Raw genomic sequence first — 14,765 nt, 5'->3', positions numbered from 1 at the left:
GCTTAATCAAAAAGAAGCTAATGAAAATTTTTAATCTTGTATAATTGTTCAAAATCGCCTTGAATTTGCAATGCTTTTTCATAATTGTCCTCATCATCTACATGCGCATATTTTTCTGTTGTAGCGATTTTCGAATGCCCAAGCAACTTTTTTAGCAAATATATATCTCCCACATATTTCATGATCAAATAGCCGAAAGTGTGCCTCGCCACATGAGAGCTGATCACTTTATCTATTCTAGCAAACCCTGCAAGATCCTTTAAACTTCTGTTATATTCTTGCATCGTTGGAAGCTCAAACAAGCTCCCCCCTGCCCCCTGTATGAAAATCTTAGCAATTGGAATTAAAGGAATGGTAATAGTCTTAGGCTTTCGCTCGGAATTCTTTTGCATGGTAAATTTCAAGAAATTTTCAGAGTACATCCAAGAGTATTTCGAGTTATATAGATCCGATATCCGGATTCCGGAGAAACAACAAAAAAGGAATGCTTTCAACACATTAAACTGCGTCGGATTAAGAACATCAACATCCAGTTGTTGGATTAGCCGAATAATCTCACCTTTGTTCAAGTACGTACTTTCACTCTCCTGATAAGGATTAGGAAAATCCAGAACTTCGCTTGGAACATATACCTGTATTTCTTCGTTTGCAACGCGGAAGAAAGATTTTAGGTCTTTTATACGCGTCCAAACTGTATTATGGCCAACGGTCTTTCCGCCTTTCTTCGTCTTTTTTTTCAACCACGCGCGAAACTCATACATAAACTTAACATTGACCTGATCCCAGCGGAGCATCGGATTAAATTCTTCTAATGCCTGGATGGTTGATCCGTAGTTCTTCCACGTTTGTTCCGAAATGACTTTCAATTTTAGAAGTTCCTTACGCCTCTTCTTAAAAAAGCCTACAACAGACCGAAAGGAATCATAATAAAAAAGCTCTCGCCTAAGAGTGTCAGTCGTCAATTGGCGATTGGATAATCTATAGATTTTCGCAACCTCATTCAGCTTTGCGCGCTGCGACATGATGATCATATTATAATCGTTGGTATCCGGATCTTTACGATATCGATCCTTTACGCGATTCTGCTCAAAATCGATGTTTGCCATCGGCCATTCTAGATTCAAAGGAAAATAATCACGATCAGTATTTCCAGGAACGGAAATATAAACTTGAAGGTAAAGAGATACAAGCCCATCTTTTTTAATTCGATGCTTGTAGACATGAAGTTTTGTAGAAAACTTAAACATAGCCGACTGGGAATTTACATTAAAATCCATTTCCGAAAATTATGTTAGCAAAATATTAGCATAACTATCGGATTATGATACTAAACTACCCGTGTCGAAGGTTGCTTTATTTCTCCAAAAACACAGTTTTTAAACAAATAAAGCGGATGTCTATGACGCCCGCTTTATTGTCAGTACCCAGGGCCGGGATCGAACCGGCACGAATTGCTTCATTGGTGTTTGAGACCAACGCGTCTACCAATTCCGCCACCTGGGCATATTCCGTTTTGGAATGATGCAAATATAGGGCTTCTACTCTATTCTGCAAAAATTAATTTACTCCAAGCCCTAAACTAACTGATTTTGAACTTATTTATTTTCAAATCACCCCAGCAAACACCCTTTCAAACACAGACCCCTCCCCCTCTCTTACAAATTAATGCTATCATAAGCCCAATGTAGCAGCGCTTGTCGCTGCTTCCTCCTACACATCAAATCGCCAAATTCACAATTCCCTTTCACCTGCGCGACATGCCTTGCCATCGCCTTCCAGCGCTTAATCTGTCGAGCATCATCTGCCGTCCTTCTGCCCATAAAATATCGGCAATACCATTGAAACCAACCTCTTGGGTCTTGCGGGTGGATCCATCCTTTCGCTTTCCAAACCGACAAAGGTTGAGACGCATGAACACCAAAAAAGTTAAGCTTCGCGTCGCCATGCGGGTTATCGCCAGTATAAAGCTTCGCTTCAGTAAACCAATCCTCCGGAAACTCCGCTCGGCAATCCGTCAAATACCTCCCGCCAAAAACACCTAGTGCTAGCATCTCTTTAGGACTCAACTGCGGATTAAACTCAGCATCAAATTCCTCACCCATCCTAGCCTGCAACTCGTAAGAATAACCACGCTGCATCCTATCATTCACCGTAATCCTAATAATCTCCATCAGCACAAAGATAACGCTAAAAACTTACCGTAACGGATTTAAGCTAATCTCATCCACCTGTTTACCTTGCTGATCGATTACTCTGAATACAGCCTTATCAGCCGTAATATCTGCCTTGATGATGTTTACATTAGAGTTTACCAATAAAGGAAACTGGATAGCTTGCGTTGGCAGTTGCTTCACATGGCGGTGCAAATGGCCGCTGATCATAATCTGTGCACCCGACTTATTCAATATCGGAACAAATTTACGCTCGATATCGATCGAACCATGCCAGCCTCCCATGGGCGGCATATGGCAGATCACAATCTTATACCTTGCATTCTTAAATGCCGGACTTTCCACCGCTCTTTCCAACCAAGCGGCCTGTTCCGCCCTATAGAAATCCATATCCACGATTCCAGCATATTCAATATCACTATCCGGTTTATCCTCACCCCCGTCCAACACAATAAAGCAAGCCTCCCCTTGCGTAAACATATAATATAACTCCCCGGAACTCGTTGGAAAATACTTCGGATAAGCAACTGCAAACGGACCGCGAGTTTCATGATTACCACGAGAGAAATACATCGGCTTCTCGCTCGCGAACAGCTCCGTCGCCTTGTCCATAAAACCATTGAACATCTGATCTTCACTAATCAAAGCATCGACCATATCACCATTGAAAACGACAAAATCAGTCTTCGAAAGATCAACTTGCCCGATTAGATTGCTCAGCAAATCATTCTTGCCGTGAATATCATTTAAAATGGCGAATGAGACCTTGTCTGAAGGCTTAGGCGTAACAAAAGTTAATGCAGCCTTCGAATACACGTCCGTCGCCACATAGTTACCATACTGAACCCGCGTTCCCTGATGGCTTAACACTTCCTGATTATAGACACGGTATCGGTATTTCGTCCCCGGTTTTAAACCCTTAATATCCACCTGATGAACAGTACCCACCGTTTTATAACCATACTTTGCAGCAAATAGCTTTGGCCTTGCTTCCGCATAAAAATGACTCTCATCGGCCGGAGCTAACTCTACCCAGGCAACAGCAGGCTTATTTGTTACCCATACAATGGATAACGAGCTATCGGTCAGCGCTTGAATATAGGGCTGATGACTGATACTGATCTTTTCCTGCGCAATTACTGATGCTGCAATTAATGATAAAAAAAGAGCAAAAATGTAGGTTGTTGGTTTCATGTTTAATAATTAGCGATTGTTATCGTTTTATTCTATTATCTATTCTTCAATAATAAAGGGCAAAGAGCCCTCCTTACAATATAAGTTAAATTTAAAATTTTATTTAGTTTCAACCATCCTGTACTATATACCAACAGGACAAAACGTCTACTATACTCAAGAAAATTCCTGTTATGTAGCACTTCAACTATCATATTTATATAAATCGACTATGCTAACAATAAAAATAACAGGGATTTAGCATGATATCTGCTTAATCTTAATAATCAGCAGAAAGAATAAGATCACAAAGGAAAACAAAGAAAATTTCCACCTGTTTATTTCAACGAAAGCATCGTCAAAAGCAACATGATAAACCCTACAAATTGATATGATTGACCATACTTCCATAGGACTCCTAATTCTTCGATTTTTTATCGGAATTAGAGTGATATACGGTGTACTCGACAACGTACTGAGTTTCTCGCACATGAAAGAATTCGCTGGCTTTCTCTCTCAATTTGCATTCCCATTCCCGATGTTTTCCGCCATTCTTTCAGTCTATGTCCAACTGATTGCATCGATATTGATACTGATCGGTTGGAAAACAAGAATTGCCGCCGCATTCTTAGCCTTCAATTTCTTGATTGCATTAATCATGGTGCATTTCAAAAGCGGCGACAGCTTGGAAGCATTAACTCCGGCGCTCGCTATTTTTTGTATTGTTCTGGCGCTGATATTTACAGGAGCGGGGAAATACGCTATAGATAATCGTCAAATTACAACCCACAAAACAACATAAAACTAAAACCGTAAGAATATGAACGAAGTAACCATCCCCTACAGTGCAAAAAAGCAGAAAAACATGGCTCTCCTATTCCTATTGATCGGAATTGCCGGCCTCGCCATCGGATACTATATTTTTTTTATTGAAACAAGAGTTTATCTCATAGGAAGAGTAGTGTCCATTTTTCTTATTCTTTTAGGATTCGGAGGATTCTTAAAACTAATTCTTGCCCCTAAGAAGGCAACAGATGCAGCAATCACGTTCTCGAAATTAGGGATCCAAGGCAACACGACTCCTGTTGCCAAAGCGGCGGGACTAATCGAATGGAGCGATATTGCCGAATACCAAATCGACGATAGATACATTCATATAGCACTCAAGAACCCGGAGAAATATGCGGAACGAATGAAGAGCTTCTTTGTTAGAGATACTTTTATGAAAGGGCAAAAAGGTGCTCTAGCGATATCTATTGCAGAAGTCGACGCGACTGAGGGTGAAATAGCTCGCTATGTTTACCAATTTATCAACGAATCGTTTCAACAAAAAGGATGGTCCTAGTAAAGAAAAGAGGCTGTCTAAAAAGGTCTCTTAAAGAAAGAACCCCGTCATTAAAAAATGGCGGGGTTTTTCTGTTTTTTTGTCCTTAAGATTTTGTATCTTAAGGTGCACCCAAAAAAACAATATGGCAAACATACAATTCAAAGCGCTTCCATCCAATAGTCCGAGTCTATTTCCTGAGAATATTTTAGATCGTATTCCAATGAATCATCCGGTTCGTTTGGTGAGTCAGGTTGTTGACCAGTTGGATCTTGAACCTATTATCCGTCAGTATAAAGGCGGAGGCACCACTAGTTTTCACCCTAGAATGCTCATTAAGGTGCTGTTCTACGCCTATTTAAGCAATATCTATTCTTGCCGAAAAATCGAGCAGGCCCTTCACGAGAACATCCATTTCATGTGGCTTTCAGGGAACAGTACACCTGATTATCGTACGATCAATTATTTCAGAGGAAAGCGTCTTAAAGGACAGATACAAGAGCTGTTTGCCAGTATCGTTCGTATGCTACATGATATGGAGTATGTTAGCTTGAAAGTTCAATATGTAGATGGTACCAAGATCGAGTCTGTCGCTGGTCGTTATACGTTCGTTTGGAAGAAATCGGTCGAGAAGAATAAGGTAAAGTTAGAAGCAAACATTACTTCGGTTCTTTCGGAAATCGAGGCTCAGATCGCCCAAGACCAATCTTCATTAGGTAATCAAGAAGTTAGCAAGGCCATCGATAGCAGTCAGTTGAAGGAAAAGATCGAAGCGATCAATGCCAAGTTCAAAGGAGCCAATAAATCTACTGATAAGCAACTTAAGAAACTTGAAGAGGACTATTTGCCTCGACTAGAGAAATATGAAGAGCAACTGGAAGTACTGGGAGATCGCAATAGTTATAGCAAGACCGATACCGATGCTGTGTTTATGCGGATGAAAGAGGACCACATGAAGAATGGCCAGCTTAAGCCAGCCTATAATACCCAAATCAGCACCGAAGATCAGTTCATCACCCATTACAGCATCCATCAAACAACTGCCGACACCACAACCCTGCCGGAACATTTGGAAGGCTTTGAGTGCCATTACGGAAAACAAAGTGAACAGCTTGTAGCAGACGCCGGTTATGGTAGCGAGCAGAACTATGAATTGATGGAAAAACAGGGCATAACTGCCTTTGTCAAGTACAATTACTTTCATGTGGAACAGAAGCGCAAGCATAAACAGGATCCTTTCTCGGTACAGAATCTGTATTACAACCAGCAAGATGACTATTATGTATGTCCCGCAGGACAGAAGCTCAGCTTTATCGGTCATGCAACCAGAGTTAGTGCCAACGGATACACAGCCCAGGTCAGCTGTTATCAGGCTCAGCGATGCGAAGGCTGCCCGATGCGCAGTGGGTGTCATAAAGCTAAAGGCGATCGGCTCATTGAAGTGAACCATAGACTCAATCAGCTCAAGGATAAAGCCCGGGAAAGGCTGGTATCGGAAGAGGGAATGTACCATCGAAGCAAGCGACCCATAGAAGTGGAATCCGTTTTCGGTCAGATGAAAAGCAACAACAGGTTTACCCGGTTCACAATGAAAGGACTGGAGAAAGTCGCTGTGGAGTTCGGATTGATGGCCATTGCCCATAACCTCAGAAAATGGGCGAAAAAGTGGGCAAACGATGTCTTCTTTGGGAATGGTTATAGCGATAAAACACTATATACAATAAAAATTGGAGTCAGGAGCGTTAAAACCATAAAATATCGACTTACTGCTTAAAACTCAAAAATGAAAACAGTAATGAAATCGCAAAACCTATAAAACAGAAGAAGGTGCCTTTTTAGACACCTTCTTCTTTTAATCCTTTAACCTACTTCTTTTTCGGCTTATTGCTCATAACGAACTCTAAAGTTCCGCCGCTCATCAAATCATCGTGCGAAATCTTAAAATCTTTAATCTCCCTACCATTCCAACTCACCTTGCTGACATAAACATTTTTCTCACCCTGATTCTTTGCCACGACTTTCAACGTTTTCCCATTCTCTAGCTCTACGTTTGCCGACTTCACCAAAGGACTACCGATCCAGTAGTGAGCATCGCCGGGAGCTACCGGATAAAAGCCTAAGGACGTGAATAAATACCATGCCGACATCTGCCCGCAGTCGTCATTACCGCCCAGGCCGTCCGCGCCATTATTATATTGATGGCGGATAATCTCTCTAACACGTTTTTGTGTTTTCCAAGGGCTCATCGTGATATTGTAGAGATAGGCAACGTGGTGCGATGGCTCGTTTCCATGAACATAGTTACCAATAATGCCCTCACGAGTTATATCCTCAGTTTTTTCAAAATACTTATCCGGCAATTCCATTGTAAATAAGGAGTCTAAGTACGTTTCAAAACGCTTTTCGCCGCCAATCGCTTCGCGCAAGCCAATAGGATCGTGTGGAACATATAAGGAATAGTTCCAGGTGTTGCCCTCAATAAACCCTTGCCCATGGGTATCCAACACATCAAACTCTGCTCTAAATTTCCCTGATTTATCTTTCGGACGCATAAACCCGATAGACTTATCAAATAAATTACGCCAGTTGTTCGAGCGTTTCGTAAACTCTTCCGCGATATCCGTATGACCTAATTTCTTAGCGACTTGCGCGATACACCAATCGTCGTAAGCATACTCCAATGTATTGGAAACGGATGACGTTGATACCTCATCCGGCACATATCCTAAATCGATATAATCACCAATGCCTTCATATGGGCGAGCATTTGCTGTAGAGATACAAGCCAACAAAGCCGCTTCCGCATCCCCTTTATAAACGCCCTTCAAGATCGCATCCGAAACAACAGAAACCGAATGATAGCCTGACATACACCAGTTATCATTAGCATAATGCGACCAAATAGGCAGCATTCCCAGCAAAGACTGATCATAATGCGCCATCATCGACGAAACCATATCTGCATTGCGCGATGGATTGATCAGATTCAGCCAAGGGTGAAACGCTCTAAAGGTATCCCATAAGGAGAATGAAGTGTAATTCACGAAGCCCTCGGCGCGATGAACCTCCTGGTCCAAGCCCTTATATTCACCATTCACATCCATATAAATCGTTGGCATCAGGTTAGCATGATAAACGGAAGTGTAGAAATTAACTAAATCCGCCTCATTTAGCATATCCACTTTAATCTTGCCAAGCTCCTTCTCCCAAGCATCTTTACCCTTCGAAACAACTTGCTCGAAATCCCAGTGCGGAACTTCTTCTTCCATATTCGCCAATGCATTGCGCATGCTTACCGGACTTAAAGCAACTTTCATCATCACCTGCTCCGAGTCTTCCGTATCGAAATCCAAGTGCAACTTCATATTATGTGCCGCTAGATCCGGGAAATTATTCTTCTGATCGAACTTACGCCAGAATCCTTTGTAAGGTGTTTCCTTATCATAATAACGTGCCCCATAGTTCTTAAACGGTTTAGAAGTCTTAATCGCAAAATAAACGGTACGGGTTCTCGCCCATCCGTTCGTTTGCCTATAGCCTGTAATAGTTGAATCGTTCAAGACGCGAACCACCGTCCACACATTCTTCTCGTCGTAGTTATAGATCCCGGCCGTCAGATCAAAAATAAGATGCGAGGCATCGGATTTAGGGAAGGTATATCGATGCATTCCCACGCGCGTACTGGTCGTTAACTCGGCTAATATATTATGCTTATCTAGCTTTACTTTGTAATAGTTAGGTTCTGCAACCTCATTATCATGGCTAAAAGGCGAGCGATAACCATCTTGTGGCCGATCTGCCGTACCGGGGTTCAATTGAACTTTCCCTTGCGTAGGCATCACCAAAATATCACCTAAATCTGAGTGCCCGGTTCCGCTAAAATGGGTGTGGCTAAAGCCTACAATCGTCTTATCCTTATATTGATAGCCTGCACAATACTCGTAGACTGTGCCGGTATATTTGCCATTAAAAGCATAAGGAATAGTATCGGTGTCGGGACTCAACTGTACGGAACCAAATGGAACGGTAGCACCTGGAAAGGTATGTCCCATCTTGGCTGTTCCAATCAAAGGGTTTACATAATCGGTCAACTTCTTCTGTTGAGCCAAGCCTAAACTAGGGAGAATGGCTAACAACATAAGCTTCCCGAATCGCGCATAATTCTTCTTCATCAATTAAATATTGGGGTTGATTTATAATGTTTGATACTTAAAAATACGTAATTATTAAACGTTTTAGCAAGCTAACCTTCAATTATATCAAGAACTTTTCGGAAATCCGTCTTGTTCCATCCTGCTTATTTGGAAAGAGCCTCATAATTTAGCGTTGATTACGATCAGTTCCTTTCTAAAATAAAACTCTCCGAATCTTTGAAATCTAAAGCTCTATACTGCGAATAAGGATAGGAAATTAAAGAAGAACCGTCTCTTTAAGAATAATATATATCCCGATCATCAGAATCAAGTATCCAAAAGCGACCTTGAGAAAAGTATTAGAAACTCGATCAGCAAAATAAAAACCTATAAAAATCCCAATCAGCGTTGAGCCGGTATAACTCAACAACAAATTCCAATCAAATTCCGCAAACTTCTCGCTATCACCAACTAATCCAAAGAAGGAGTTAACGGTGATGATAATCAAAGAAGTCGCTACAGCACGGCGCATTGGCAAATGGTAAAAGTTCACTAAGGCCGGGATAATTAAAAATCCCCCACCGGCACCTACTAAACCTGTCACCAATCCAACAAGTGCACCTTGAGCAAGCACCAAGCTGATAGGCACATGGACGCGTGGCGCCTCAGGGATCGTATGTTTCTTCATCGCAAAAATCATACTGAGCGATGAAGCAATCATCACCATCGAAAACAGTAGCATCAATGCCGTTCGTTGCTCAATGGCATAGCCCGCAATGTGAATAACATCCGGAACAAGGGGAAGAATAAACGATCGCGTGAAAAACACAACGATAAGCGAAGGTAGACCGAAAGTCAATATCTTCCCCAAATCAGCCTCTTTGCGGATAATTCCCCGCAGGCCACCAACGAAAGAAGTGATCCCGATTGCAAATAAAGAATAGGTAGTAGCAATAACCGGATGTACCGCCATGACGTACACCAAAATTGGAACGGTAAGAATGGTACCTCCACTCCCAAGCATCCCTAAGGTTACCCCAACGATAACGGCTAAAATACAACCAACTATTAACATCGATTCACTAGTTAATGTGCCACTCAATTAATTTCAACTAAAAGTAGCAGAAATAAACCAAACAAAAAACCAAGTAAGATGGTAGGGATTCAATCGAAATGGGCAAACAAGCTTTGTCGCAAGAAGAGTGCTTTTCTAATTCGGCGCCAATTCCAACCTCCCTTGACCTACTCCCCTTTCAATCCCCTTTCAAACCCAATACAGTCCCAATGCAGACCCAATTCAGAGCGGGTTTGATTGGGCTATGCAATGGGATAGATAAAGCTTATGATAAACTAAGACCAATTGCTGGTATAAAAGAATAGGCAACCTCTTTGAAAGGTTGCCCATTACTATTGACTAACAAATTATAAAGAATGTATGTATTACTTGCGAATCGTGTCAATCTGTGTGGAATCGACTGTCGTAGAGTCCAATTTCAAAACACTTTTATCTGGCTCATTGATATTATAACGCGAAACGGCATCCTTCTCAACAGGTGGAGGTGTTACTTCATCTGTACTTTCCTGCTGATTATTATTGCAGGCCGTAAGAAATAAACCCGACATTAAGATTGATAACCCATATATTTTTAAGTGCTTCATGCTCTTCCCTCTATAGTTTATTATTAAAACTGATAAGTGGGGAAATAGTTTGCACTTAATTCAAATCTTTAAATATTCAAACCTTTTGATATAAAAAAAATCCTGCCTTCCAGATCGGAAGGCAGGCATAATTTAGGATATAATGGAGGGAAAATACTATAACTTTTCGCCATGTTGCGACAGGTCCAATCCTGCTTCTTCCTCTGCTTCGCTAACCCGCAGTGGAGAGATCATATCGCAAACTTTTAATAATATAAAGGCTAATACAAGTGTAAAAACGGTAGCACCAATCAAACCGATAACATGCGCTGTAAATAAAGAGGTCTCTCCATAGAACAGGCCATTGCCTTCGATTGCTGGATTGATTTGCTTGCTAGCGAAAACGCCCGTAAGCAGCATACCCACCATACCGCCGACGCCATGACTTGGGAAAACATCCAAGGTATCGTCGATCTTGGAACGCGTTCTCCAATCAATTACAAAACGGCTTACTAAGGCGGTTACTGCACCGGTAACTAAGGAATGTCCAAAAGTCACAAATCCAGCAGCGGGGGTTATGGCAACCAACCCAACAACAGCACCAATGCAAACGCCCATAGCGGAAGGTTTGACCCCGCGGGCAGCATCGAGAAAAATGTATGTTAGAGCGGCTGCGCCTGAAGCAGTTGATGTTGTAATCAATGCTGTAGCAGCTAATTCGGATGCCGCAAAGGCAGAGCCTGCATTAAATCCAATCCAACCAAACCAAAGCATTCCTGTACCTAATAATACATAAGTAATACGTGCAGGTATATGCTCATGGTAGTTTTTACCTTGTCTTAAGAAGATAGCCGATGCTAATGCCGTCAACCCTGCTGACATATGGACCACGGTTCCACCGGCAAAATCTAGAACGCCCATTTTCATCAAAATGCCATCCGGATGCCAAGTCGCATGAGCTAAGGGAGCATAGATAAAAATGAAGAATAAACAGATGAATAGAACAAAAGATGTGAATTTGATGCGTTCAGCAAATGCTCCGGTTATCAATGCCGGCGCAATGATAGCGAATTTAAGCTGGTATATCGCAAATAAAGCAAACGGTATAGTCGATGCACCGTCCCAGGGCTTTTCCTCCAACACACCATTGAACATGAAATAGGTTGTAGGATTGCCAATAACCCCTCCGATCGACTCGCCGAATACTAAACTAAAGCCAAATACAACCCATAACACCGCAATAACAGCCATACAGATGAAACTTTGAAGCATTGTTGAGATCACATTCTTTTTTTTCACCATTCCTCCGTAAAAATAGGCCAACCCTGGCGTCATAATCAAAACTAACGCCGTAGAAGTCAACATCCAGGCAACATCAGCATAATTATATTCGAAATCACCATTAATTGAGGGTGCTTTTGAAAAAAACAACGAAATTAACACTACGAATCCCATCAAAACAATGGGCAAATACGATTTTTTACCTGATAATGTCATATATTTTATAATTATTACATCAAAAATATAATTTTAATATCGTTTTCAAAATATTTTTAGAGTTTTATTGAAATTTTATCTGATTTTTTGAGAAAAAATAGATTTAAAAACAAAAGCCAGAAGAATAAACACCACTTCTTTGTTTTAAAAAAAGGTTTTTGACGTCATTCTGTAATTAGCAAAGCGTATAAAACAATAATTGGGTAATTTTTATTATTAAATATGAAATAGAACCCAGATTTAAGCTATTTTGGATCTGGAAAAGCATTAAAATATATGGAAGAGCTATTTAAAATCTATAAAGTCGACAGTCAAGAAGCTTTACGCATCCAAACTCAGAAGAATGAACCACACAATCATAATTTTGAAGAGCTTGTTATCGGTATCAGCGGGCAGATTGAACATTTTATTGATTTTGACTCTGAAATATATGAAGCTCCTTTTGTAAGCTTCGTAAGCAAGGGTAAAATTCATCGCGTTGTGCCTTTGTTGAAGGATGGTATTTGCGATTTCTGGGTTTTAAGGTTCAAAAGCGAATTCATTCCCGAAACCACTTTTAACCTGTATGCCTATTACCACAAGAGTGCGACTTTACAATTTGCAGAGAATAGATGTTTCAAACGTCTTGATCAACTTTGCACGATGATTTATGAGGAAATGCAGCAGGAAAATCCTGAATTGTCTGTCGTTCGGGAATTGCTCAATAGCCTCTTCACCATGATCGAAGTGGAACGCAAGAAACAGCAACTAGACAGCAATTTGGTGTACAAAAACCAAGATACCACCTTTAAAAATTTCCTATCCATACTCGAAGAGAACTTTCGTAGACCCGAAGGCGTAAATTATTATGCTGAAAAACTCTTTATGAGCGCCAGGAATCTCAATGCCATCACCCAAAGCATTCTTCAGCAGTCTGTTTCCGAGATTATAGAAACAAGAAAACTGATCGAAGCAAAAAACTTGCTCATTAGCACCGATAAGACCGTTTCTGAAATAGGATATGAAATTGGATATACGGATAAGGCATATTTCGCGAGCGTCTTTAAGAAGAAATCGGGGCAAACGGCGACAGAGTTCAGAGAGGAAATGCGGAAACTTATTTCCTAATTCCTATATCTTTTGTCCAAATATTCATACCTGCCCCCTGCTTGTAGTGCCGATATTTGTATTATCAATTGGAAAGGACATTGACAATGGAAGATATGAATAGAAAACAATTTTTAGCTGCTGCCACAACCCTACCTTTAGCAGGCGCAGCAATGAAGCTAAAATCATTAAATAAATTTATTGACGGGTTGGACGCAAGTTCGACGATGCCGGTCTTATTCTTAGGACATGGAAGCCCTATGAACGCTATTGAGGAAAATGAGTTTGTGCAGGGGTTCAGAAATATTGGCTCTGAAATCGAAAAACCAAAAGCAATTCTAGTGATTTCTGCGCATTGGGAGACACGTGGTACCTTCGTAACAGCGATGGAAAACCCAGCAACGATTCATGACTTTGGGGGCTTCCCGCAAGCGCTATTTGATGTGCAATATCCAGCTCCAGGATCTCCGGATCTTGCAGAAGCCGTAAAGGAAACCATCAAAAGCAAGGAGGTTCATTTAGATGACAAATGGGGATTGGATCATGGTAGCTGGTCTGTCGTCAAACATCTGTATCCTAATGCGGATGTGCCGATTATCCAGATGAGTATCGATTATAGCATGTCTCCTGCCCAGCACTATGCTTTAGCAAAGGAATTGGCTGGTCTCAGAAAGAAAGGCGTTTTGATTATAGGTAGCGGAAATAACGTGCATAATTTGCGTATGGTTTCTTGGCAGCATCTAAATACGGTCGGATATGCCTTTGATTGGGCGAAGGAAGCGAATGAGAAAATGAAAGGATACATCTTGGATCGCAATCATCAGCCGCTAATCGACTTCCACAAACAAGGAAGAGCATTTGAATTGGCAATCCCTACCCCAGAGCATTATCTACCAATGATCTACGCATTGGCATTACAAGATAAGAACGAAGATTTGGTCATATTTAATGACGAAGCGGTCGCCGGAGCATTGACCATGACCTCATTGAAAATCGGATAATAAAATAAAGGCTGTCTTGCAAGACAGCCTTTTTTCTTGCTATCAGTCCCCTAAACAGGTAATTGACCTGCCAATTCTGGCTATTCGCCGAACAGCAATTTTACCGAGAATTTTCACCGAATTATTCCTGCTTTTGACCGAAAAATTTCACGGCTACGCCTATTCGCTATGGTGCTGCGCTCCATATTGATATACCTTTGAATCAAACAATTAACAATAACATTCACTAATTTAAATGTATAACATTATGAAAACTTTAATCACTTTAATCGCCTCAGCAGTATTCACTTTAGTAAGCTACACTTTGTCTGCTGCTAACCTTCCTGATCCATTGAAATTTGCAAAAGTAGAGACTATCGTTGACCACTACATCGACGCAACCATTAATGGCGAAACAGAATTATTAGATTACCTATTTACAGACGATTTCAGCCAAAGCACACCTAACAACAAGAACAAAGAATTGCTTTCGAAAAATCAGGTAATGAAACATCTAAAGTCCTTGAAAAACGTGAGACATGCTTGTGATACCAACGTTGAATTCGTAGAGAAAAACGAAGATTGCAGCATCGTGAAGGTAACGAAGTACTTCTCAAACTTTAAAAGAGTAGACTACGTGACGATGTGCAACACCGAAGATGGTTGGAAAATTAACAAAGTGTTGGTGGCTTACCCTGAGAACTAGGCCGGAAGAGACAGATTTAAGCAGGTCCGCTTAAAAAAAGGTATCACCAAATGATAC

Annotated in this window: 12 protein-coding genes, 1 tRNA gene and 1 pseudogene; 6 read left to right on the top strand and 8 right to left on the bottom strand. The window is 41.0% G+C overall.

Features of this window, described 5'->3' with window-relative positions; all coding sequences use genetic code 11:
* Positions 1-17 precede the first annotated feature (17 nt).
* From DSM08_RS07790 to DSM08_RS07775, 4 genes are all read right to left on the bottom strand, one after another.
* Positions 18-1,247 carry a site-specific integrase gene (locus tag DSM08_RS07790; RefSeq protein WP_187774011.1) on the bottom strand — a complete coding sequence of 410 codons (1,230 nt, stop codon included), beginning with the start codon at positions 1,245-1,247 and terminating at the stop codon, positions 18-20.
* Positions 1,248-1,421: 174 nt separating this feature from the next.
* Positions 1,422-1,503, bottom strand: a tRNA-Leu gene (locus DSM08_RS07785).
* A gap of 152 nt (positions 1,504-1,655) precedes the next feature.
* On the bottom strand, positions 1,656-2,171 hold the full coding sequence (locus DSM08_RS07780) for a hypothetical protein (RefSeq protein WP_149525630.1): 516 nt from the start codon (positions 2,169-2,171) through the stop codon (positions 1,656-1,658).
* Between the two features lie 24 nt (positions 2,172-2,195).
* Entirely contained in the window at positions 2,196-3,365 is a 1,170-nt protein-coding gene (locus DSM08_RS07775) for an FN3 domain-containing metallophosphoesterase family protein (protein WP_149525629.1), read from the bottom strand.
* Positions 3,366-3,735: 370 nt separating this feature from the next.
* On the opposite strand from DSM08_RS07775, the gene DSM08_RS07770 reads away from it, so the two are divergent.
* The 3 genes and pseudogenes from DSM08_RS07770 to DSM08_RS07760 form a co-directional block, all read left to right on the top strand.
* Entirely contained in the window at positions 3,736-4,146 is a 411-nt protein-coding gene (locus tag DSM08_RS07770; RefSeq protein ID WP_149525628.1) for a DoxX family protein, read from the top strand.
* An 18-nt stretch (positions 4,147-4,164) separates the two neighbouring features.
* Positions 4,165-4,689 (top strand): STM3941 family protein, encoded by a 525-nt coding sequence (locus tag DSM08_RS07765; protein WP_149525627.1) that lies wholly within the window; start codon positions 4,165-4,167, stop codon positions 4,687-4,689.
* A 124-nt stretch (positions 4,690-4,813) separates the two neighbouring features.
* A pseudogene (locus tag DSM08_RS07760) lies at positions 4,814-6,355 on the top strand (IS1182 family transposase); the annotation flags it as partial.
* Positions 6,356-6,533: 178 nt separating this feature from the next.
* On the opposite strand, the gene DSM08_RS07755 reads toward DSM08_RS07760, so the two are convergent.
* The 4 genes from DSM08_RS07755 to DSM08_RS07740 all read right to left on the bottom strand — a co-directional run bounded on the left by DSM08_RS07755 (position 6,534) and on the right by DSM08_RS07740 (position 11,936).
* On the bottom strand, positions 6,534-8,840 hold the full coding sequence (locus DSM08_RS07755) for a GH92 family glycosyl hydrolase (RefSeq protein ID WP_149525626.1): 2,307 nt from the start codon (positions 8,838-8,840) through the stop codon (positions 6,534-6,536).
* Between the two features lie 238 nt (positions 8,841-9,078).
* Complete coding sequence (locus tag DSM08_RS07750) at positions 9,079-9,876, bottom strand: sulfite exporter TauE/SafE family protein (protein WP_149525625.1); 798 nt, start codon at positions 9,874-9,876, stop codon at positions 9,079-9,081.
* Positions 9,877-10,241: 365 nt separating this feature from the next.
* The gene (locus DSM08_RS07745) at positions 10,242-10,460 is read right to left on the bottom strand and encodes a hypothetical protein (protein WP_149525624.1); all 219 of its coding nucleotides are present in this window, start codon (positions 10,458-10,460) and stop codon (positions 10,242-10,244) included.
* A 156-nt stretch (positions 10,461-10,616) separates the two neighbouring features.
* Positions 10,617-11,936, bottom strand: a complete 1,320-nt coding sequence (locus tag DSM08_RS07740) for an ammonium transporter (protein WP_149525623.1) — start codon at positions 11,934-11,936, stop codon at positions 10,617-10,619.
* A gap of 276 nt (positions 11,937-12,212) precedes the next feature.
* On the opposite strand from DSM08_RS07740, the gene DSM08_RS07735 reads away from it, so the two are divergent.
* From DSM08_RS07735 to DSM08_RS07725, 3 genes are all read left to right on the top strand, one after another.
* Positions 12,213-13,043, top strand: a complete 831-nt coding sequence (locus DSM08_RS07735; RefSeq protein ID WP_149525622.1) for a response regulator transcription factor — start codon at positions 12,213-12,215, stop codon at positions 13,041-13,043.
* Positions 13,044-13,138: 95 nt separating this feature from the next.
* Entirely contained in the window at positions 13,139-14,023 is an 885-nt protein-coding gene (gene ygiD / locus DSM08_RS07730; protein ID WP_149525621.1) for a 4,5-DOPA-extradiol-dioxygenase, read from the top strand.
* 247 nt (positions 14,024-14,270) lie between these two features.
* Complete coding sequence (locus tag DSM08_RS07725; protein ID WP_187774010.1) at positions 14,271-14,708, top strand: nuclear transport factor 2 family protein; 438 nt, start codon at positions 14,271-14,273, stop codon at positions 14,706-14,708.
* Positions 14,709-14,765: the final 57 nt, after the last annotated feature.

This window comes from Sphingobacterium hotanense, assembly GCF_008274825.1.
GTDB classification, from domain to species: domain Bacteria; phylum Bacteroidota; class Bacteroidia; order Sphingobacteriales; family Sphingobacteriaceae; genus Sphingobacterium; species Sphingobacterium hotanense.
This window is presented reverse-complemented; position numbering and strand designations above follow the sequence as displayed.

Coding starts and splice junctions, on each gene's coding strand:
- DSM08_RS07790 (WP_187774011.1), bottom strand. CDS start 1,247: ATGTTTAAGTTTTCTACAAAACTTCATGTCTACAAGCATCGAATTAAA.
- DSM08_RS07780 (WP_149525630.1), bottom strand. CDS start 2,171: ATGGAGATTATTAGGATTACGGTGAATGATAGGATGCAGCGTGGTTAT.
- DSM08_RS07775 (WP_149525629.1), bottom strand. CDS start 3,365: ATGAAACCAACAACCTACATTTTTGCTCTTTTTTTATCATTAATTGCA.
- DSM08_RS07770 (WP_149525628.1), top strand. CDS start 3,736: ATGATTGACCATACTTCCATAGGACTCCTAATTCTTCGATTTTTTATC.
- DSM08_RS07765 (WP_149525627.1), top strand. CDS start 4,165: ATGAACGAAGTAACCATCCCCTACAGTGCAAAAAAGCAGAAAAACATG.
- DSM08_RS07755 (WP_149525626.1), bottom strand. CDS start 8,840: ATGAAGAAGAATTATGCGCGATTCGGGAAGCTTATGTTGTTAGCCATT.
- DSM08_RS07750 (WP_149525625.1), bottom strand. CDS start 9,876: ATGTTAATAGTTGGTTGTATTTTAGCCGTTATCGTTGGGGTAACCTTA.
- DSM08_RS07745 (WP_149525624.1), bottom strand. CDS start 10,460: ATGAAGCACTTAAAAATATATGGGTTATCAATCTTAATGTCGGGTTTA.
- DSM08_RS07740 (WP_149525623.1), bottom strand. CDS start 11,936: ATGACATTATCAGGTAAAAAATCGTATTTGCCCATTGTTTTGATGGGA.
- DSM08_RS07735 (WP_149525622.1), top strand. CDS start 12,213: ATGGAAGAGCTATTTAAAATCTATAAAGTCGACAGTCAAGAAGCTTTA.
- ygiD (WP_149525621.1), top strand. CDS start 13,139: ATGAATAGAAAACAATTTTTAGCTGCTGCCACAACCCTACCTTTAGCA.
- DSM08_RS07725 (WP_187774010.1), top strand. CDS start 14,271: ATGAAAACTTTAATCACTTTAATCGCCTCAGCAGTATTCACTTTAGTA.